We start from the raw sequence: 18,660 nt of genomic DNA, 5'->3' as shown, positions 1-18,660 counted from the left end.
CCGCATGGAGACAACTGAGGCAGCACACAGGTTCGTCGAGGTCTGGGAGAGGGCGTGGGCGCGTCATGATGTCGACGCCATCCTGGAGCTCTATGCGGACGACTGTGTCCACCGGTCGATGCCCTTCCGTCCGCCGCATCGGGGGCGGGACGAGCTGGCGGATTACCTGCGCTGGTCGTTCGCGGACGAGAAGGTGGCCGATGTGCGCTTCGGGCCGCCGGTGATCGGCCAGGACGGGCTGGCGGTCGCGGAGTTCCGGGTCCTGGCCTTCGAAGGGGATGCGCCGACGACGCTCGCGGGCTGTGTCTTCGTACGCTTCGGCGCGGACGGACTCGCCGTCGAAACCCGCGACTACTGGCACACCGCCCCGGGGCACCACGCAGTGGGGTGAGCCGCGGACCGGATCACATCGCCTCGAGCACCGACAGGATGTTGCCGGCCGGGTCCTTGAACCAGGCGATGGCCGGGCCCTCCTGGCCTCGGGCGATGCCCTTCTCGTCGTGGTCGAAGCCCTGGTAGCGCTCGAAGTGCACCCCGCGCCCGGCCAGCTGGTCGACGGCCTTGTCGATGTCGGCGACGGGGAAGTTGAGGATGGTGAAGGTCGCGGGGGTGTGGTTCTCCTTGGGGTAGATCAGGATGCTGGTGCCACCGGCGATGCTCAGCTTCAGCACGCCGAGCTCCTCCGACACGTCCAGCCCGAGCGTGTCGCCGTAGAAGGTCCTGGCCTTCCCGAGGTCGTCGACCGAGAAGCCGCTGAACGCCTTGGTGTTCCTGAACATGCCCACACCTTTCGTCCCGGTTCGTCCCTGTCCTTCATCCTGCCCCGATCCGGCACCCGGTGCGACCGCGCACCCCAGGACGGACAACGGCACCCGGAACGCCCGTCCCGGCACCGCAGACCGAGGGAGCCTGCGGCGGGCCAGGCCTCCGCCGCCTGGACGACTGCCACACGGGTCCGGCCGGACGAGCGCATCACGGCCGTCGGAGGTGCAGCACCGGACCAGAGCGCCCACCAGCGGCCGCCCGGTGCGGACATCGGCGGCGGCGGAGATGTTCTCCAACTGCACGGGTGCGGGTTGGTAGTGCCAGGAGGCGGTGAGGTACCAGCGGTCCCGGACCGTGTCGTAGGCGAGAGTGATCTATCAGTGCAACAGCCCACAACCACCACAAGCCGATTACGTTCCGGCGCCCGGCGGAAGGTAGACCGTGTAACCGCGCACCTGCGGCAGCGCCGCCGGCCGCCAGGTGCGCGCGTATCCGGGCGGCGCCTGGGAGGCGGTCACCAAGACGGCCACCGGCATGCGGCGCACGGCGGCGACGATGCCGTCGGGGGTGATGGAGGCGTCATGGCCGGAGGGCTGGCGTGAGGAGCACCCCGCGTAATAGGCGATCGGTACGGCGTCATAGCCGGTGACCAGGCAGGGCGGGCGAACACCCAGCCGGTGCAGCCCGGCCGCGATCGCGGTGTATCTCTCGCGCATGGTGTGATTGTTCGCCACGACGCGCTGGAGCACCCAGTACTGGACGGCGAGGTGGCCGGCAAGGGCCAGGGTGAGCACGGTGACGGTCACCGGCCGCAGCGCGGGTCGTACCTGTGTGAACAGGCGGACGACGCACTCGGCCACCGGGACGGCCAGCAGTGCGTAGGCGGGCAGCAGAAAGCGGGGCGCGGCGTAGTCGATCAGGAAGAGGTACTGGCCCGCCAGAAACGCGGCGGTCACGGTCGCCAGCAGGGCCACGGAGCCGCGACACACCCGGATCGCGGCCATGATGCCGCCGATGACGAGCGCCGGCAGTGCGAACCACCAGACGGCGGTGACGGGGTACTTCCAGGGCACGTCGCACGGCCGGCAGAGCGTTCGTCCGGCGAGCGCGCGGACGTGGTCGTCCACGGCCAGGTGCCATCCCAGACCGCCCTGGATCTCGTCGGCCCGGCGCAGCCGGGCAGCCAGGCCGCCGTAGTGCGCGTATGCCTCGTAGACCCAGGGGCCCGCGCCGGCCAGCAGCCCGGCCGTGATCACGGCGGCCACGGCCGGTCGGCGCCACGCGGGCACCAGCAGCGCCGAAGCGGCCAGCGGAAGCGCCAGCCACAGTCCGTCGGAGGGCCGCATGAGCGCGACGAAGGCGACAGCCGCCCCCGCTCCGGCAAGCGCGACGCGGTCCCGGGCCGCCGTCACCGCACGGAGGAACCAGCCCACGGCGGCCAGGGCCCCGAACGCACACCACAGATTGGGCATCGCCGCCGGGCCGTAGTAGAGGGTGATCCACAGTCCACAGAACAGGGCGCCGGCGCAGGCGAGCACCGGGGTGGGCAGCAGTCTGCGCCAGATCCACAGGACACCGAACAGGGCTCCCCCGGACAGCAGGGCGAGATGGACGCGGATGGCGGTCGTGGAGGCGGTCACGGCGGCCACCGGCGCGACGAGATAGGTGATCCCGCGTGCCCGCGGGGCGCTGAAGAACGCGGGCGGGGCGTTCCCTCCGACCTGGCTGACGTAGACGGTCTCGTCCCAGCCCAGCCCGGACCCCGGAGCGACCAGCACCAGTTGGGCGGTGACGAACGCCACCGCGACCAGTGCCGACCAGAGGAACGGCCGGGAGCGCGCGCTCCGGGCGGCGGGGGCTGCCAGTGGGTTCAGCAGCTGTGCGTCGTGCATGATGGGCCCTGTTTCAGACAAACGAGACATATGTCCCCCCACTGAAACGTGGAATGCACCCATCCCGCCACCGGAGGGCACCGGTAGCCGTCCTCACGGACGGCTGCTCAGGAAGCGGCGCAGCCTGGTCAATGGCCAGGTGTTGATGACGTCGTCCTTCGTCAGCCATCCGCGCTGTGCCGTGCCCACGCCGTAGCGCATATACGGCAGATGTGTGGTGGAGTGCGCGTCGGAGTTCACCGCGAACTTCACTCCGTACCGCTTGGCACGCAGGATCTCCTCGTCGCACAGGTCGAGCCGCTCCGGATGGGCGTTGATCTCCAGGGCGGTGCCCGTCCTGGCGCAGGCCTCGAACACCGCGTCGAAGTCGGCGTCGATGCCCGGGCGTTTGCCGATCAGCCGGGTGGTGGGGTGGCCGATGACGGCGACATGCGGGTTCTCACAGGCACGCACCAGACGGCGGGTCAGTGCCTGCCGGCTCTGGTTGAAGTGAGAGTGGACGGAGGCCACGCAGATGTCGAAACCGGCGAGGAACTCGTCGGGCCAGTCCACCTCGCCCTCCGGACCGATGTTGAGTTCGGTGCCGTGCAGCAGCCGCATCCCGTGGTGTTTTCTGTCGAGTTCTCGCACGCGTTCACGCTGCGCGAGCATCTTCTCGTCGGTCATGCGCTGCATGGAGAGGTTCGGTGCGTGGTCGGTGACCGCGTAGTAGGAGTATCCGCGGGCGGCTGCGGCGGCGACCATGTCCTCGAGTGGAGCAAGGCCGTCGGTGAGATCGGTGTGCGTGTGCAGGTCGCCCCGGATGTCGCTCTCGGCCAGCAGTTCGGGCAGCTCGTCGCGCAGCCCGGCCGCGATCTCCCCGCGGTCCTCCCGCAGGGGCGGCGGGATCCAGGGCAGGCCGAGCCGGGCGTAGATCTCCTCCTCGGTCTCCGAGGTGATCTTCTTGCCGCTCCCGGCGTGGAAGAGCCCGTACTCGGACAGCTTCAGCTTGTGGTGCACCGCGATCTCGCGGGTGCGGATGTTGTGCGCCTTGGAGCCGGTGAAGTACTGGAGACCGGCTCCCCAGGAGTCGGGCGGGAGGACACGCAGATCGACCTGGAGTCCCTTGGTGGTGCGGACAGAGGTCTTCTTCTCCCCCTGCGCGATGACCTCGGCCGTGTACGGAAGGCCGACGAGGGCCTCCATGAACGGGGCCGACCTGTCCGCGGCCACCAGGATGTCGATGTCGCCGATGGTCTCCCTCATACGGCGCAGTGACCCGGCGTAGGTGCAGCCCTCGCACCCGGTCACCCGGGACAGCTCGGAGACGATCTGCTCGGCCGCGTCCATCGCGGCGCCGATGAGAATGCGGCCGCCGCCACCGGCCTTCTGCATGAGCTCGATGCCGTGGAGGATGTTCTCCTCGGTCTTCTCGCCGAAGCCCTTCAGATCGCGCAGCCGCTCCTCATGGATGGCGTCGAGCAGCTGGTCGACGGAGGAGACGCCCAGTTCTTCGTGGAGGACCATGGCCTTCTTGGGGCCGAGGGTCGGGATGGTCAGCAGCTCTCGGACCCCGGCCGGGATCGACGCCCTGGTCTCCTCGACGGCGGAGACATGGCCGGAGCGCAGGTACTCGAGGACCTTGTCGGCGATCGACTTCCCCACGTTGGGGATGTCCCGCAGGCCCTTGGCGTCGAGCTTCGACACATCGGCGGGGTAGCCGCCGATCGCGCGCGCGGCCTTTTCGTAGGCGCGCGCCTTGAAGGCGTCACCGCCGGCGATGGCGACGAGGTCGGCGTACTCCTGAAGCAGCGTCTCGACCTCTTCGTTGGCTCGGACCATTCGTTCTCCCGTAAGGCCGACGGGTCCGTTGCACCCCTCGTTTCATCCTGCTCCCATCCGCTGTCCCGTGCGACCACGGTGATCCCGGTACGAGGGGGAGCTGTTCGACGACGACCTGGCGCGGTGACGGGCCAGGGCCCCCTACGCCAAGGGCCGGGCCTGCACGACCGTGGAGGGCTGCTGGTGGCCGCTGCTGGCGATCATCCGCACTTCGCCGCGGTCGCTGATCTCCGCCTGCACGATGCCGGTGTCATCGGCGTAAATCGGGTGCCCCCCCGGTCCGCTGCGGTCGGTGCGGTGCACCACCACGATGTCCTCGGTCCCCGGTGCTTCCTGGACTGCATCGGTGAACACCAGTTCATATGCGTCGGCCCGACCCACTGACGACCACCTCCTCTGCCGCGAAGCCGCGCGCCGCGTCCGGCGCACAGCACCGACTGTCCATTCTGTAACATCTCGCGCTTTTCGCAGCTCAACGCCCGCGCCGGTCAGTACAGCGTCGGCACGGCTCCGCCCTCCGCCCAGTCGACATCCACCCCGGAAAGGCTCTCGGCCCACCGGCCGGCGATGTCTGCCAGTCGGTCCGCGTCCGGTGGGCTCCGGCCGAGGCCGATCGCGTACCGCGCCGTGTCCGGGCCGGGCCCGAACGGGCGGGGCCAGGCGTGCGCGTCGGTCGCCCCGGCGTTCTCCAGTGCGGCGAGCAGAACCGGCAGCCGCTCCCGGAAACGGTCCAGGGCGACCTCGAAGTCCTCGGCCCGGTCCGGGCGTACGGTCACCACGGCCCAGGCCGCGTGCCGGCGGTGCATCGGCGGGGGCGCCGGCAGTTCGGGCCGGGGATCGGTACCGCTCTCCGCCGCGGCCTCCACGATCTCCCAGGCCCGGTACAGCTCCTGAACCAGCAGGTCCCGGCCGCCGGGACCGACCTGTTCGGTGCAGGAACGCACCGGCGCCGACGGGGTCATGACCGTCACCGGCGACGACACCGGCACGGCCCCTTCCGGCCCGCCGACCGGTTCTCGCCAGTCCCAGGCGGCCCAGGTGCCGAAGAAGAGCCGCAGCAGGTCGTCGTCCGGCCCATCGCCCGCTTCACGCACCGTACGCGCGGCCAGTACGGACCAGGCCAGGCCCGGCAGCCCGCCGAACGGGGCCGCGTCCAGCCCGCGCGCCCTCGCCCAGGCCTTCACCTCCCGGGCCAGCCGGACGAACGCGGCAGTACGCCCGCCGGCCGCCGCGAGCACCGCGTCCGCGTCACTGACCGCGCTCAACGCGACCGCCGCGGCCCCGCCCAGCTCGCTCCGGCGGGCCACCGCCTCCGCGGGAGCGATCGCACCCGTGGCGACCACGACCACATCGACGTCCAGACCGTCGACCCGCAGCCGCAACCCCGGCACCCGCGCGCCCACCACCTCCCGCACCGCCACGGCCTCCGGCACCGCCGCCACCACCCGCGCCCGGACCTCCACCATGTCCACCGCCCCCGGCAGCGCGGCCACCAGGTCCAAATCCGCCCCGGCCGGCGCACAGCCCATCCGCCGCGACCCGACGACATACACCACCCCGTCGCCCAACGCCTCCGACACCCGCTGCGCCACCTGCCGCGCCCACGCCTCCCGCGCCACGCCCTCCACCGCGCTCGCGGCCGGCCAGGGAGCCCCGCCCACGCGGTCCGATTCCCAGGCGCGCGCAGTCTGCCCCGGCCCCGCGTCCTGTGCCACGTCCTCCACGTCGCCCGCGGCCGGCCAGGATGCCGCGCCCGTCTCGGGCAGCCACCGCACCTCACCCGTGCCCAGCGCCACCGTCGCCCGCGCCCGCATGGGCTCCTCGCCCCGGCGGGACAGCAGCACCAGCTCCCCGACCCGCGCCGACATACCGCCCAGCCGGGCCGCACACTCGGCGGCGAGCCCGTGCGGATCCTGTGTCCGCCCCAGGGACAGGTGCGGGGTGAAGAGCTGATGCCGCCCCCGGCAGCGCGGGAAGCACTCCTCCAGCGTGTGATACAGCCCCGCCCACGGCGCCTCGTCGGCCGCCGCAGGGTCGAGCCACACGGTCGCGTAGTTCCGGTGCCTGAAACTGCGCACCCCGCCCAGCCGGGCGGTGAAGGGGGCCGTCGAGGCCGCCGCGGCGGCGAGCAGCGGGGCCGCCCGCTCGAAGTCCGACTCGGGCACGAAACCGAACAGCACATTGACATGCGGCGGCCAGCGACGGATCTGCGGATCGTGCTCGCGCCGGATCTCCTGGATCGGCGGCCACAGCTCCCGGGGCGGGATCCACGCCACCGCGGTCCGGGCCGTCGGCGGAATGTCGAAGACACCAGGGAGCTCGAGCCGACGCCTGTTCCTCGCGCGGCCGGTCCCTGAATCGCCGCTCCGGTCCACACCCCCAGTCTCGTCCGGACCGTGCTCCTGCTGTTGCGGGCGGCCCGGATCGACAGCGGTGAGGAAGTCGCGGACACTCGAAACGGAGGCCCAGCGATGACCACCCACTCCCCCACCCGTATGGCGGCCGTGCTGTCGACCGAGTACCGCAGTCGGTTGATGGCGATCGCCCGCGAGGTCAATTTCGAAGAAGGAACGCGGATCTTCGAGGAAGGCCGACCCGCCGACCGCTTCTGGATCGTGCGTACAGGCACCGTCACCCTCGACATGCCGCTTCCGGGACGGCGTCCCGCGGTGATCGAGAGCCTCGGATTCGGCGAGCTCGTCGGCTGGTCCTGGCTGTTCCCGCCCTACCTGTGGCAGCTGGGGGCCGAGGCGATGACACCGGTCCGGGCCTATGAGTTCGAAGCACAGACGGTGCGGATGATGATGGACGCGGACCCGGCATTCGGCTCGGCGGTCGGGCAGTGGGTGGGGCGGATCCTCGCCCACCGGCTGCAGGCGGCCCGTGTCCGGCTGCTGGATCTCTACGCCCCGCACGGCAGCAGTGGTCTGCGCCGATGACCGGCTCGCCCGGCACGGGACCTGCTTTCGGGTGACCCGGCCGCCGTGGCGGCTCCGGCCCGGCCAGGAGCCGCGGGAGGCTACTCGGCTCAAGGGGCCGTGAAGGCCTGGTGTTCACCCCGAGCCCGTGGAGTCGCCGTGCGCATCCTGCTGATCTCGAGTGCCTTCAACAGTCTCACTCAGCGGGTGTACGCGGAGCTCGGCGATCGCGGACATCGAGTGGCGGTCGAACTGGCGCTGGAGGAGGGCTCGTTCGGACAGGCGGTCTACCGCCACAGGCCGGATCTGGTGATCGCGCCGATGCTGAGGACGGCGATCCCCGAGGAGGTGTGGTCGGCCCACACCTGCCTGATCGTGCATCCGGGCCCGGTGGGCGACCGCGGCCCGTCCTCGCTCGACCGGGCCATCACCGACGGCGAGCAGCGCTGGGGAGTGACGGTACTTCAGGCATCAGGAGTGATGGACGCCGGCGATGTCTGGGCCTTCGCGGAGTGCGTGCTGCCACCGGCCGGGAAGAGCGACGTCTACCGCAGCGAGGTGTCGGATGCCGCCCTGACCGCCGTACTGCTGGCCGTTGAACGCTTCGCGTCCGGCTCCTTCGTCCCGCGTCCGCAGTCGTCGGGGCGGAGCCGGCCCTATCTGGCGCAGCCGGAGCGGCGGATCGACTGGGCTGCGGACGACACCTCCACGGTGCTGTGCAAGCTGCGTGCGGCCGATTCGCAGCCGGGCGTGCTCGACGACCTTCTCGGCGGCGAGTGGTTCCTGCACGGCGGTCACCCGGAGGACGATCTGCGCGGGCTGCCCGGCGAGCTGGTGGCGACGAGGACGGGGGCCGTCTGCCGCGGCACGGTCGACGGTGCCGTGTGGATTCCGGAGCTGCGGCCGCGGCGTCGACCGGGCGGCCCCGCGACCTTCAAGCTGCCGGCCGTGCAGGCGCTCGGGAGCCGCCTCCCCGATGTGCCCGAGGTGCCGGTTCCCCTGCGGCTGCCGGACGGGCGGCGTACCTGGAGCGACGTCCGGTACCGGGAGGAGGGCTCGGTCGGCCTGCTCCAGTTCTCCTTCCCGGGCGGTGCGATGAGCACGGATCATTGCCGGCGCCTGTTGTCGGCGTACCGGTTCGCCTGCTCACGTCCCACCGGTGTCCTGGTGCTGGGAGGCACGCGGGACTTCTTCTCCAACGGCATCCATCTGAACGTGATCGAGGCCGCCGCGGACCCGGCCGCCGAGTCCTGGGCGAACATCAACGCCATGGACGACCTGGTGGAGGCGGTGCTCCGCACCACCGACCGGATCACCGTCTCCGCACTCGGCGGCAACGCGTCCGCGGGCGGGGTGATGCTGGCCCTGGCGGCGGACGAGGTGTGGTGCAGAGAGGGCGTGGTGCTCAATCCGCACTACCGGCTGATGGGGCTGTACGGGTCGGAGTTCTGGACGTACTCGCTGCCCCGGCGGGTCGGCGCACGGCAGGCGGCTCGACTGCTGGAAAGGGCCCTGCCGGTGAGCGCCGCCGCCGCCGAGCGGATGGGGCTGATCGACAGGGTCGTACCGGCCGGGCCGTCCGAGTTCGCCGGTGAGATCCTCCGGCTGGCCGCCCGGCTCGCGGCACTGCCCGCACTGGCATCACGGATCGCGGACAAGAAGGCGGCGTCGGCGGCCGTACAACTCGTCGCCCATCGAGAACGGGAACTCGCCCGGATGCGGCGGAATTTCTTCGATCCCGACGAGCCGTACCATGCGCTGCGATCGGCGTTCGTACGCAAGGTCGAGCCGACCGGGACCCCGGGCCACCTTCTCGCCTCCGGCGGCCCGGACCTCACATCCTCGCGAGCCTGAAATAGCGCCGAATGGCGGGGAGCTGACTGATCAGGGCCGTGACCGCGGCCGCGGAGATGACGCCGACGGCGAAACGCACGGTGCTCGCGGGGATGTAGATGCCGTTGTTCATGGCGTGTTCTCCTTCTGACGGAGTTCGTCGATCAGTTCCGCCACGGTCTCCTCGACCAGCGCCACGGCACTGTCGACCGCCGGCCGGACGGACTCGCTGAGGCCCGCGGTCAGATCGGGGCTGTCGCCGGTGGGTACGGCTCCGGGTTCGCAGCCGATGACCAGGGTGCGCGGCGGCTCGCCGCCGAGGCGGCGGGCGAGGGCAAGCACCCGGACCGGGTCCATGCCATGGGCCTCGGGGGCGGCATCGTCCGGGACGTCCGGTTCGATGACGTACAGCGTGCCGGGCGCCCCGCCGCGCGGTGCGGCGTCGATCAGCACGGCGGCGTCGTAGCCGTCGGTGAGCGCATAGGCCAGGTCCATCCCGCGGATCCCGAAGTCGGTCACATGCACCTCGTCGGGCTGGGGCCTGCGCAGCAAGGCAGCGGCGACTTCCGGGCCGAAGGCGTCGTCGCCGAGGAAGACATTGCCGATACCGGCGACGAGCACTTTCGGCCGGGCCGTGGCGGCCGAGGCCGCGAGGGGCTCCAGCTCCTCGGGAGTGAAGTAGAAACGGTGGCCGATCTGGGCGCCGGTGCCGAGTTCCCTGCCCGGGTCGCCCTCGAGGGCGACGGCCACGAGCACACGGCCGTCGTAGTCCTCCTCCACCGACGTGACCTGGGCGGTCCGCCCGTCGAGGGCCAGGTCCAGGATGTCGGCACTCTGCCGGGGACGTACCGTGACACGGCTTCCGCGCCCCAGCAGGACTCCGCCCACGGACACGGTCCGGGTCGTTCCGGAGAGCTGCTCGGTCATGCGTCCTCCAAGGGCCGGAAGGAGCGGATGGCTCCGTGGAGCGCGCCCAGTTCGCGTTCGCCGAGCGCTGCGCAGCGTTCCAGGATGTCCCGGGCCCGCGGGTCGGTGGCGGCCATCTCCTCGCGTTCCTGCTCGCTCATGCTGAGCACGCTCAGGATGAGCAGCTGGTCGATCTCGGTGCCGTCGAATAGGTCGCCCGGGCTCTCCGGGGCGACCTGCGGGTAGTCCGGGAGCGTGATCGGCGAGGAGAGCACGGTGTGGCCCCGTTCGTCTCCTTCACCGACGAGCGCGGGCCAGCAGCCCTGGTTGTCGCAGGAACGGGCCGCGTCGCGGAGCTCCTCGGGAGGGTCGGCCAGCGACACGAACGTGCCTCGCTCGCTGCGCAGCACGGTGTGGGTGGAGAGCAGGGCGTGGCGGACGGCGAGTTCCCGGGCCTGCCGGTTCTCCGGGTCAGGCCGGGGGCAGTCCGTGGTGTTGGTGATGCGTACGCTGATCCGCACCGTGCCGGCGTCCACGCGGGAGGCGGCCAGCTCCGTCGTTCCGGTCAGCGGCTCCCAGGTACGCAGCAGCTCGCCCGCCGACTGTCCCTGACGGTCGGCCAGTTCCTCGCGATGGGTGCCGCCCGGCACCAACAGCGGTACCTCGAGGGGTGCGTCGAGCAGTGCTCCGACCGTGGTGGGCGGCAGCCGGAGGTCCCGTTCGGTGGCCTCCTGCCATGCGAGATGACAGCGGCCGTCCACGGTCAGCGAATCGACGGCGTGCCCGTCCCGCAGGACCTTGCGGTCGACGAGGTGCAGGAATCTCACCCGCACGGACAGGTCGGTGCCCGTGTCGGCGCGCAGGAGGCACTCGGTCCGCAGGTGTGCGGGCTCGCCGAGCACCGGGGCGACGGTGTGCGGATGGAGAGCCCCGAAGGTCCAGCGACAGGTGTTCTTGAGGGCGGACCGGCGGTAGGGCCAGAGCAGGTACCCCTCGTAGAGACAGGTGCGGGCAATCTGCTCTACGGCGTCCATGGCGCTCCTGTGATGTCGGCTCCGGCCCTGTCCAGCAGGGCGTTGGCGGTCTCGTCCCAGCTGCTCAGGGTGTGCCGGGCGCGGAAGTCGTCGAGGCGGTCGTAGCTGTCCGCCGACAGCGGGATCCAGCCGGTGCGGCCGGTCGCCTCCCGCCAGAGGGCGGCGGGGAGGTCGAAGTCCGTATGTGAATCCCAGGAGATCTGGGCGGTGTTCAGTCCGCTGCCCGGGGCGCTGTGGAAGACGGTGCCGCTGAACAGGAAGTCGAGCGGCACCTCGCCGTGGTCCACGGCACGGAAGTACTTGGCCACGGCCAGCTGGATGTCGGTGGTGCACGGCACCGCGAGCGTGACCTCCGTACGGTCGTCGAAGGGCGGAACGACGGTGGTGAGCCGGGTCCAGACGAGCGGACGCAGGGTCTCGGCCCAGCGGTCGGGGGTGCCGAAGAGCTCGGCCAGCCGCAGCCGGTGGACGTGGTCGTAGCGGCGCCGGGCCGGTGCGATCCGGATGAGGGTGGTCAGCAGGACGGAGCGCACGGGGCCGCCGCCCTCCCGGGTGACGGCGAGCCCGAATTCGAGGGTGGGCACGGCCGTCAGCCGGGCGGGGCGGACAGCGGTGACGGTGAAGGCCAGCTCCGGGACGGTCATGCCGGCGACAGGTTCGGCATTTCGGGCAGCAGCGGGTCGCGCTTCCTCGAGTTGATGCCGGTGGACCGGCGCGCGGTGGAGCTGCCGTCCTTGCGGTGACCTGGCTGGCACGCGTAGTTGCCCTCGTGATTGCCCTCGCGCACCCCCCGGGTGTGTGCGGCCCGGTCGACGGCGACGTTGGGTTTGCCGACTCTGATGGTGCTCATTTCTTCTCCTCGGGCAGTTGGGTGAAGAAGTCCTCGATGCGCCGGCGGACCTCGTCCCCTCCGCTCAGGCCCTGCCAGTGGGTGCGGACCACGGCCGAGAGCCGGTAGCAGTCGTCCAGCGGCAGCAGCCAGGAGCGCAAGGCGCCGCCGGTACGGTCGACGAGCAGGGCCTCGACGTCCTCTTCCATGGTGGCCAGTGCGGGGTTGTCCCGCTCGACGGACGCCCAGGCGCGCCGGTCGATGTCGGCCCGCAGGGTGCCGAGGGGGCTCGGGTAGCGGGCCAGCACCTTCCCGTCGGCGCTGCCGCGCACGAAGAAGGCCAGGTCGACCGGGATGCCGAGGGCGGCCCAGACGAGGTCGTCGAGGTGGAGGCCGTCCAGCCGCATACGGCGGTCCGGCAGCAGCCGGTAGTGGCCGCCGCCCGCGGCCTGCCGGTCGAAGAGCAGGGAGCAGGCCCGGCAGGCGCAGCGGATCTCGTCGGCGGGGATGTCGAGCAGATGGCGGTGGGACTCCGGCAGCGGTTCGCTGCACAGTTCGCAGCGCTCCCCCGCCGGTCCGGGTCTGCCCGGTGGCGCTGCCGCGGGGCGGGCCCGGACCAGCTGCCGCAGACGCGACGCCGTGAAGGCGCTCATCCGGCCACCGCCGGGCGCCTCAGCAGGACGTCCGTGACCGGGATCAGCGTCCGCCTGTCCTGTTCGGTCTCCACACCGTCCAGCTCGGGGGCGGCACGGCTCACGACGTCCCTGACGGCCGCCGCGAGCGCCGCCGCCGTGGAGCCGCAGCCCTGGCCGGTGGTGCTCAGCCGGACGCGGGCCACTGCCTGGTCGACGCCGAGGAACTCGGCGTCACCGCCCTGCTCGTGCAGCACCGGCCGCGCCTCGTCGAGGGCCCGGCGGACGCGTTCCTCGGCCGGCAGCGGGTGGAGGTCGTGCACCAGCAGCAGCTGGCAGACCAGTTCGTCCTCGGCCAGCGCCGCACGGAGGCCGGCGTCGGCCCGGCCCATGATCCTGGCCAGGCAGTCCCCGTAGAGATCGACCAGCGCCCGTACGCTCTCGGTGGCGCGGGTGCGGGCGGCGTCGTCGGGGAGGTGTTCCAGGGAGCCGAGCAGGGCCTCGACCCTGGCCACCTGCTCTCGGGCGTCCTCGTCGCTCCAGGGCATCGCCGCCCCCTACCCGACCGAGCCGAAGGTCGGCGAGTGGAACTGTTTCAGGGTGCGTCCGCCGCCGAGATACATGTGCACGCCGCACGGCAGGCAGGGGTCGAAGCTGCGCACGGTGCGCATGATGTCGATGCCCTTGAAGTCGTCCGGCCCGTTCTCCTCGAAGATCGGGCTTCCCTGGACGGCGTCCTCGTACGGTCCCGGGGTGCCGTAGGAGTCGCGTGGGCTCGCGTTCCAGGGGGTCGGCGGATAGGGCTGGTAGTTGGCGATCTTGCGGTCCTTGATGACCACATGGTGGGAGAGGACTCCGCGGACGGCTTCGTGGAAGCCGACGCCGATCGCCTCGTCGGGCACCTCGAAGTCCTCGAAGACCTTGGTGTGTCCGGAGCGCACCTCGGCCAGTGCCTGTTCACAGAAGTACAGGGCCATGCCGGCGGCGTAGGCGACGAAGTACATCCGGGCCCGGTTGCGTTCGATGGTGTTGGGGAACGGCGGCGGGCTCCATTCCAGGTTGGCCTCGGGTGTCTCCGGGGTCCTGGGCAGGTCGATCCGGACAGAACTCCCGGTGGAGCTGACATAGGGCGTACGCACCTTGCCGGCCAACGCGGTGGCCCAGAGGCGGGCGATCGGCCCGCCGCCGGTGTCCAGCGCGAGATGGTCGCCGCTCCGCTTGTCGTACCAGCGGGGGCTGACCACCCAGCTGTACTTGCCGCCGTCCAGATCGCGCTTCTGGGGTGCGGGAAGGGTGGTCTGGTTCCAGGGGTGGCGCTGGTCGACCGGGTTGCCGAGCGGGTCGTGGGTGACGAAGGTCTGCTCGTTGACCCAGTCCTTGTAGTAGGAGCTGCCGAGCAGAATGCGCATACCGAGGTTGATGTCGACGAGATCGGTGGTGAGCAGCTGGTTGTCGACGATGATGCCGGGGGTGACGAACATGGCGTTCCCCCAGGCGTTCATGTTCCGGTAGTCGTAGTCGACGACCTCCGGGTCCTGGAAGGCGCCCCAGCAGGCCAGCATGGTGCGACGGCGACCGACCTCCTCGTAGCCGGGCAGCGCCTCGTAGAAGAAGTCGAAGACGTCGTCGTTCATGGCGACGACCTTCTTGATGAAGTCGATGCAGCGCATCAGCCGCACCAGGTAGTCGGTGAACAGCTGAGGGGTCGCCACCGTGCCCACACCGCCGGGGTAGAGCGTGGACGGATGGACGTGCCGGCCCTCCATCAGGCAGCACATCTCCCGGGTCAGCCGGCTCATCTGCAGCGCGGCCTTGTACATCTCCCCTTCGAACGGGTTGAAGGCCCGCATGATGTCGGCGACGGTCTTGTAGCCGTGCACCTGACCGCGCTGGGCCTCGGTCCGCTCGGCGCGGTCCAGGACGCTGGGGTTGGTCTCCTTGACCATGCGTTCGCAGTAGTCGACGAAGACCAGATTGTCCTGGAAGATCGTGTGGTCGAAGATGTACTCCGCGGCTTCGCCGAGATTGATGATCCATTCGGCGAGGGGCGGCGGCTTGACGCCGTAGGCCATGTTCTGGGCGTACACCGAACAGGTCGCGTGGTTGTCGCCGCAGATGCCGCAGATCCGGCTGGTGATGAAGTGCGCGTCACGAGGGTCCTTGCCCTTCATGAACACGCTGTAGCCACGGAAGATCGACGACGTGGAGCGGCACTCGACGACCTCGCTGTTGGCGAAGTCCACCTTGGTGTAGATGCCCAGGTTGCCGACGATTCGGGTGATCGGGTCGAAGGCCACCTCGGTCAGCTGGCGGCCCGGCTCGGTCGTGGTCAAGAGTCTTTCCTCTCGGCGGGATTCAGCGGCCGGGCCAGTGCGGCTGGAAGCCGCTGGTCAGCTCGGAGCGGTTGTGGCGCCACTTGGGTTCCTTGTTGGCGCTGCGGTTGGTGATCGAGCGCATGGTCCTGATGAACGGGCCGTACACGCCCATCAGTCCGGAGGAGAGGCCGGCGCCGGGCGGCTCGTCCATGAACGGCATGAACTTGTCGGGGAAGCCCGGCATGGTGCAGCCGATGCAGATGCCGCCGACGTTGGGGCAGCCGCCGATGCCGTCCATCCAGCCGCGCTTGGTGACGTTGCAGTTCACCACCGGACCCCAGCAGCCCGCCTTCACCAGGCACTTGGGCGAGTTGTAGTCCCTGGCGAAGTCGCCCTGCTCGTAGTACGAGCCGCGGTCGCAGCCCTCGTGCACGGTCTTGCCGAACAGCCAGGTGGGGCGCAGCTGCTCGTCCAGCGGAATGGTCGGAGCCAGCCCCGCGGCCTGGTGGAGGACCCAGAGCAGGGTCTCCATGAAGTTGTCCGGCTGTACCGGACAGCCGGGAATGTTGACGATCGGCAGGCCCCCGGCGGATCGGAAGTCCCAGCCGAGGTAGTCGGCCAGACCCATGCAGCCGGTCGGGTTGCCCGCCATCGCGTGGATGCCGCCGTAGGTGGCGCAGGTGCCTGCCGCGACCACCGCCCAGGCCCTGGGGGCCAGCCGGTCGATCCACTGGTTCAGGGTGATCGGCTCACCCGTCTCGGGGTCGTTGCCCATCGAGGTCCAGTAGCCGTCGCCGTTGATGTTCTCGTTGGGAACGGACCCCTCGACGACGAAGATGAACGGCGCCAGCTCTCCACGAGCCGCCTGGTGGAACGCCTCCATGAAGGCGTCACCGGTCTCGTAGGCGAGCACCTTGTTGTGCAGATGCACCTTCGGCAGGCCGGGAATCGCACCGAGAAGCACGTCCTCCAGGCTCGGCAGGGAGGCCGCGGTGACGGAAACCGAGTCGCCGTCGCAGCTCATACCCTCTGAGGTCCAGAGGATGTGGATCTCCTCGAAGCCCGTTGTCGTCGGTTCGAAGCTCATGGTGTTCCTCCTGCGCAGCGCCTCGCGGTGAGCGCACCGAATCTCGGGATCATTGCCCGTTCTATCCGTATTTGGCAGTCACCGCTTCCGGGATCCACCCGGACGGGCCCCCGCAGGACCGGTCAGCAGATCCGCGGCAGCTGTTCGCCCAGGGGGAGATCCACGATGCGGGTGCCGCCCAGCCCGGTGCGCGCCACCACCATTCCGGGGTGCTCGGAGACGCATCTGCCGATGACCGCGGCCTCTGGGCCGTTCGGGTGAGTGCGCATCGCCTCCAGCACCGGCTCCGCGTGGCGCTCGGGAACGAAGGCTACGAGCCGGCCCTCATTGGCGACGTACAGCGGATCGAGACCCAGGAAGGCACAGGCGTTCGCGACCGGCTCAGGCACCGGTACGGCCCGCTCTTCGAGGACCACACCCGTTCCGGAGGCGGCGGCGATCTCGTTCAGCGCCGCCGCCAGTCCGCCCCGGGTGGGATCGCGCAGGACGTGCAGATCGGGGGTGACCGCGAGCATCGCCTGCACCAGCCCGGCCAGCGGGGCGGTGTCGCTCTCCAGCTCGACCCCGAACTCCAGGCCCTCCCGGACGCTGAGGATCGCGATGCCGTGCAGTCCGATCGGGCCGCTGACGATCACGACGTCGCCGGGGCGGGCACGCTGCGGCCGGATGTCCACGCCTTCCGGAATCAGGCCGATCCCGGAGGTGTTGACGTACACCTCGTCGCCATGGCCGGAGTCCACCACCTTGGTGTCTCCCGTGACCACGGCGACCCCGGCCCGCTCGGCGGCCTCGCCGATCGCCCGGGCCACCCGGCCCACCGTGCTCACCTCGGTGCCTTCCTCCAGGATGAAGGCGCAGGAGAGGTACGCCGGGGCGGCTCCGCTCATGGCGAGGTCGTTGACCGTGCCGTTGACCGCCAGGTCGCCGATCGATCCGCCGGGGAAGAACAGCGGACGCACCACGTACGAGTCGGTGGAGAAGGCGAGCCGTGCCCCGCCGAGGGACACCGCGGCGGAATCGCCGAGCCCGGCGAGCGTCTCGCCGCCGTACGCGGGCATGAAGAGGTGCCGCACCAGCTCGGCGGAGAGGGCACCGCCGCCGCCGTGACCCATCACGACGAACGGGTGGTCGCGCAGGGGCAGCGGGCAGGACCAGGCGTTGAAGTCCGGTGCGAGGTCGGGGGCGTCAGCCAACGGGGGTCGCCTCCTCGGGACGGGGTGCGGTGGCATCCAGGCGGCGGTAGAGGAAGTAGGCGGCGCAGGCACCCTCGCTGGAGACCATCGTGGCGCCGAGCGGGGTGCGCGGGGTGCAGGTCGTGCCGAAGGCCTCGCACTGGTGCGGCTTGATCAGGCCCTGGAGCACCTCGCCGCTGCGGCAGAGCGAGGACTCCCGGGTGGTCAGGCCGCCGACATCGAAGCGGTGTTCGGCGTCGTGGTCGCGGTACGCGTCGGAGAGCCGCCAGCCGCTCGCGGGGATGGTGCCGATCCCCCGCCAGGCACGGTCGGTGACCGTGAAGACCTCTTCGAGCATGCGCAGCGCGGCGCGGTTGCCGCCGTCCTGCACGGCCCGTGGATAGGCGTTCTCCACCCGGTGCTCGCCGCACTCCAGCTGACGGACCGTCCGGCGGATGCCTTCGAGAATGTCGAGCGGTTCGAAGCCGGTGACGACGATCGGGACCCGGTGGCGGGCGGCCAGCTCGGGGTACTCGGCGGTGCCCATGACACTGCAGACATGGCCGGCGGCTAGGAAGGCCTGCACCCGGCAGTCGGGCGACTGCATGATCGCCTCGATCGCCGGGGGCACCCGGACGTGGGAGACCAGGAGGCTGAAGTTCCCGATGCCCCGGCGCCGGGCCTGATGGACCGTCATGGCGTTGGCGGGTGCGGTGGTCTCGAATCCGATACCGAAGAACACGACCTGCCGGTCCGGGTTCTGCTGGGCGATCCGGAGGGCGTCCAGCGGTGAGTACACCACCCGCACATCACCGCCCGTGCTCTTGACCTGGAAGAGGTCGCGATCGGTACCGGGGACGCGCAGCATGTCACCGAAGGAGCAGAAGATCACGCCGGGGCGGGAGGCGATCTCCAGGGCCTTGTCGATCATCTCCAGCGGGGTCACACAGACCGGGCAGCCGGGGCCGTGGATCAGCTCGATGCCCTCGGGGAGAAGTTGGTCGATGCCATGCCTGATGATCGAGTGGGTCTGGCCTCCGCAGACCTCCATCATCGCCCACGGCCGGGTGGCCGTCGCGTGGATGTCGTCGAGCAGACGGCGTGCCAGCGCGGGATCGTTGAACTCGTCGATGTACTTCACCGGTCCTCCTCCGGCGCGGCGGCGACGCCGGCCTCGGCCGCGGCCCGGCCCCAGGCGTCACCGAACTCCTCCTCCAGCACGCCCAGTTGCTCGAACAGCTCCAGTGTCGAGCGGGCCGACTCCTCATCCAGCCGCTGCAGGGCGAAGCCGACGTGGACGATCGCATAGTCGCCGGTCTCGATTTCGGGCAGGTAGGCGAGGCAGACGTCCTTGACCACACCACCGAAGTCGACCTGGGCCATGCGAGTGCCGTCCCGTTCCTCGATGGCCACCACTCTGCCGGGCACCGCCAGGCACATGGGTTCCTCCCTTTCT

At 70.6% G+C, this 18,660-nt stretch carries 19 protein-coding genes and 1 pseudogene; 3 read left to right on the top strand and 17 right to left on the bottom strand.

The window, feature by feature from the left end; translation table 11 throughout:
* The first annotated feature begins 4 nt into the window (after positions 1-4).
* Positions 5-391, top strand: coding sequence for a nuclear transport factor 2 family protein (locus tag ABD858_RS30720; RefSeq protein WP_345043663.1), 387 nt, complete (start codon positions 5-7; stop codon positions 389-391).
* A 13-nt stretch (positions 392-404) separates the two neighbouring features.
* On the opposite strand, the gene ABD858_RS30715 is transcribed toward ABD858_RS30720, so the two are convergent.
* From ABD858_RS30715 to ABD858_RS30695, 5 genes and pseudogenes are all read right to left on the bottom strand, one after another.
* Positions 405-779, bottom strand: coding sequence for a VOC family protein (locus ABD858_RS30715; protein ID WP_345043660.1), 375 nt, complete (start codon positions 777-779; stop codon positions 405-407).
* 396 nt (positions 780-1,175) lie between these two features.
* A complete protein-coding gene (locus ABD858_RS30710; protein WP_345043659.1) occupies positions 1,176-2,657 on the bottom strand; it encodes a hypothetical protein in 1,482 nt (493 codons plus the stop codon).
* 93 nt (positions 2,658-2,750) lie between these two features.
* Positions 2,751-4,478, bottom strand: a complete 1,728-nt coding sequence (polX, locus tag ABD858_RS30705) for a DNA polymerase/3'-5' exonuclease PolX (RefSeq protein WP_345043657.1) — start codon at positions 4,476-4,478, stop codon at positions 2,751-2,753.
* Between the two features lie 141 nt (positions 4,479-4,619).
* The gene (locus ABD858_RS30700; RefSeq protein WP_345043655.1) at positions 4,620-4,859 is read right to left on the bottom strand and encodes a DUF6296 family protein; all 240 of its coding nucleotides are present in this window, start codon (positions 4,857-4,859) and stop codon (positions 4,620-4,622) included.
* 107 nt (positions 4,860-4,966) lie between these two features.
* Positions 4,967-6,787 (bottom strand): annotated as a pseudogene (locus tag ABD858_RS30695) (2'-5' RNA ligase family protein); the annotation flags it as partial.
* A gap of 162 nt (positions 6,788-6,949) precedes the next feature.
* Here ABD858_RS30695 and ABD858_RS30690 point away from each other — a divergent pair.
* Positions 6,950-7,417: a Crp/Fnr family transcriptional regulator gene (locus ABD858_RS30690; protein ID WP_345043653.1), complete on the top strand. Its 468-nt coding sequence runs from the start codon at positions 6,950-6,952 to the stop codon at positions 7,415-7,417.
* A 138-nt stretch (positions 7,418-7,555) separates the two neighbouring features.
* Complete coding sequence (locus ABD858_RS30685) at positions 7,556-9,250, top strand: hydrogenase maturation protein (RefSeq protein ID WP_345043651.1); 1,695 nt, start codon at positions 7,556-7,558, stop codon at positions 9,248-9,250.
* Here the strand turns inward: ABD858_RS30685 and ABD858_RS30680 are convergent.
* The 12 genes from ABD858_RS30680 to ABD858_RS30625 all read right to left on the bottom strand — a co-directional run bounded on the left by ABD858_RS30680 (position 9,231) and on the right by ABD858_RS30625 (position 18,644).
* Positions 9,231-9,362 carry a hypothetical protein gene (locus ABD858_RS30680; RefSeq protein WP_345043650.1) on the bottom strand — a complete coding sequence of 44 codons (132 nt, stop codon included), beginning with the start codon at positions 9,360-9,362 and terminating at the stop codon, positions 9,231-9,233. The two genes, ABD858_RS30685 and ABD858_RS30680, sit on opposite strands and share 20 nt — an antisense overlap.
* Positions 9,359-10,156, bottom strand: coding sequence for a hydrogenase maturation protease (locus ABD858_RS30675; RefSeq protein ID WP_345043647.1), 798 nt, complete (start codon positions 10,154-10,156; stop codon positions 9,359-9,361). Before ABD858_RS30675 ends, ABD858_RS30680 begins: the two co-directional genes overlap by 4 nt.
* Positions 10,153-11,169 (bottom strand): hypothetical protein, encoded by a 1,017-nt coding sequence (locus tag ABD858_RS30670; protein WP_345043645.1) that lies wholly within the window; start codon positions 11,167-11,169, stop codon positions 10,153-10,155. Before ABD858_RS30670 ends, ABD858_RS30675 begins: the two co-directional genes overlap by 4 nt.
* Positions 11,157-11,813: a DUF6084 family protein gene (locus tag ABD858_RS30665; protein ID WP_345043644.1), complete on the bottom strand. Its 657-nt coding sequence runs from the start codon at positions 11,811-11,813 to the stop codon at positions 11,157-11,159. Before ABD858_RS30665 ends, ABD858_RS30670 begins: the two co-directional genes overlap by 13 nt.
* On the bottom strand, positions 11,810-12,019 hold the full coding sequence (locus ABD858_RS30660) for a hypothetical protein (protein ID WP_345043641.1): 210 nt from the start codon (positions 12,017-12,019) through the stop codon (positions 11,810-11,812). Before ABD858_RS30660 ends, ABD858_RS30665 begins: the two co-directional genes overlap by 4 nt.
* On the bottom strand, positions 12,016-12,651 hold the full coding sequence (locus tag ABD858_RS30655) for a DUF5947 family protein (protein ID WP_345043639.1): 636 nt from the start codon (positions 12,649-12,651) through the stop codon (positions 12,016-12,018). Before ABD858_RS30655 ends, ABD858_RS30660 begins: the two co-directional genes overlap by 4 nt.
* Positions 12,648-13,178 (bottom strand): NifU family protein, encoded by a 531-nt coding sequence (locus tag ABD858_RS30650; protein ID WP_345043637.1) that lies wholly within the window; start codon positions 13,176-13,178, stop codon positions 12,648-12,650. The genes ABD858_RS30655 and ABD858_RS30650 overlap by 4 nt, the downstream gene beginning before the upstream one ends.
* Positions 13,179-13,187: 9 nt before the next feature.
* On the bottom strand, positions 13,188-14,963 hold the full coding sequence (locus ABD858_RS30645; RefSeq protein ID WP_345043636.1) for a nickel-dependent hydrogenase large subunit: 1,776 nt from the start codon (positions 14,961-14,963) through the stop codon (positions 13,188-13,190).
* A 22-nt stretch (positions 14,964-14,985) separates the two neighbouring features.
* The gene (locus tag ABD858_RS30640; RefSeq protein ID WP_345043634.1) at positions 14,986-16,032 is read right to left on the bottom strand and encodes an NADH-quinone oxidoreductase subunit B family protein; all 1,047 of its coding nucleotides are present in this window, start codon (positions 16,030-16,032) and stop codon (positions 14,986-14,988) included.
* Positions 16,033-16,154: 122 nt separating this feature from the next.
* A complete protein-coding gene (hypE, locus tag ABD858_RS30635; protein WP_425586278.1) occupies positions 16,155-17,261 on the bottom strand; it encodes a hydrogenase expression/formation protein HypE in 1,107 nt (368 codons plus the stop codon).
* Positions 17,218-18,345, bottom strand: a complete 1,128-nt coding sequence (gene hypD / locus ABD858_RS30630; RefSeq protein ID WP_345043629.1) for a hydrogenase formation protein HypD — start codon at positions 18,343-18,345, stop codon at positions 17,218-17,220. The genes hypE and hypD overlap by 44 nt, the downstream gene beginning before the upstream one ends.
* Positions 18,342-18,644 carry a HypC/HybG/HupF family hydrogenase formation chaperone gene (locus ABD858_RS30625; protein ID WP_345043627.1) on the bottom strand — a complete coding sequence of 101 codons (303 nt, stop codon included), beginning with the start codon at positions 18,642-18,644 and terminating at the stop codon, positions 18,342-18,344. Before ABD858_RS30625 ends, hypD begins: the two co-directional genes overlap by 4 nt.
* Positions 18,645-18,660: the final 16 nt, after the last annotated feature.

The organism is Streptomyces sannanensis (assembly GCF_039536205.1).
Classification (GTDB): domain Bacteria; phylum Actinomycetota; class Actinomycetes; order Streptomycetales; family Streptomycetaceae; genus Streptomyces; species Streptomyces sannanensis.
Note: the sequence above shows the minus strand (reverse complement) of the source record. Positions and strands in the feature narration are given on the sequence as shown.

Excerpts from the sequence above, each read along its gene's own strand:
- polX (WP_345043657.1), bottom strand. The coding sequence starts at position 4,478 with ATGGTCCGAGCCAACGAAGAGGTCGAGACGCTGCTTCAGGAGTACGCC.
- ABD858_RS30670 (WP_345043645.1), bottom strand. The coding sequence starts at position 11,169 with ATGGACGCCGTAGAGCAGATTGCCCGCACCTGTCTCTACGAGGGGTAC.
- ABD858_RS30650 (WP_345043637.1), bottom strand. The coding sequence starts at position 13,178 with ATGCCCTGGAGCGACGAGGACGCCCGAGAGCAGGTGGCCAGGGTCGAG.
- ABD858_RS30675 (WP_345043647.1), bottom strand. The coding sequence starts at position 10,156 with ATGACCGAGCAGCTCTCCGGAACGACCCGGACCGTGTCCGTGGGCGGA.
- ABD858_RS30690 (WP_345043653.1), top strand. The coding sequence starts at position 6,950 with ATGACCACCCACTCCCCCACCCGTATGGCGGCCGTGCTGTCGACCGAG.
- ABD858_RS30715 (WP_345043660.1), bottom strand. The coding sequence starts at position 779 with ATGTTCAGGAACACCAAGGCGTTCAGCGGCTTCTCGGTCGACGACCTC.
- ABD858_RS30655 (WP_345043639.1), bottom strand. The coding sequence starts at position 12,651 with ATGAGCGCCTTCACGGCGTCGCGTCTGCGGCAGCTGGTCCGGGCCCGC.
- ABD858_RS30720 (WP_345043663.1), top strand. The coding sequence starts at position 5 with ATGGAGACAACTGAGGCAGCACACAGGTTCGTCGAGGTCTGGGAGAGG.
- ABD858_RS30625 (WP_345043627.1), bottom strand. The coding sequence starts at position 18,644 with ATGTGCCTGGCGGTGCCCGGCAGAGTGGTGGCCATCGAGGAACGGGAC.
- ABD858_RS30680 (WP_345043650.1), bottom strand. The coding sequence starts at position 9,362 with ATGAACAACGGCATCTACATCCCCGCGAGCACCGTGCGTTTCGCCGTC.
- ABD858_RS30710 (WP_345043659.1), bottom strand. The coding sequence starts at position 2,657 with ATGCACGACGCACAGCTGCTGAACCCACTGGCAGCCCCCGCCGCCCGG.
- hypE (WP_425586278.1), bottom strand. The coding sequence starts at position 17,261 with ATGCCACCGCACCCCGTCCCGAGGAGGCGACCCCCGTTGGCTGACGCC.
- ABD858_RS30660 (WP_345043641.1), bottom strand. The coding sequence starts at position 12,019 with ATGAGCACCATCAGAGTCGGCAAACCCAACGTCGCCGTCGACCGGGCC.
- ABD858_RS30640 (WP_345043634.1), bottom strand. The coding sequence starts at position 16,032 with ATGAGCTTCGAACCGACGACAACGGGCTTCGAGGAGATCCACATCCTC.
- ABD858_RS30665 (WP_345043644.1), bottom strand. The coding sequence starts at position 11,813 with ATGACCGTCCCGGAGCTGGCCTTCACCGTCACCGCTGTCCGCCCCGCC.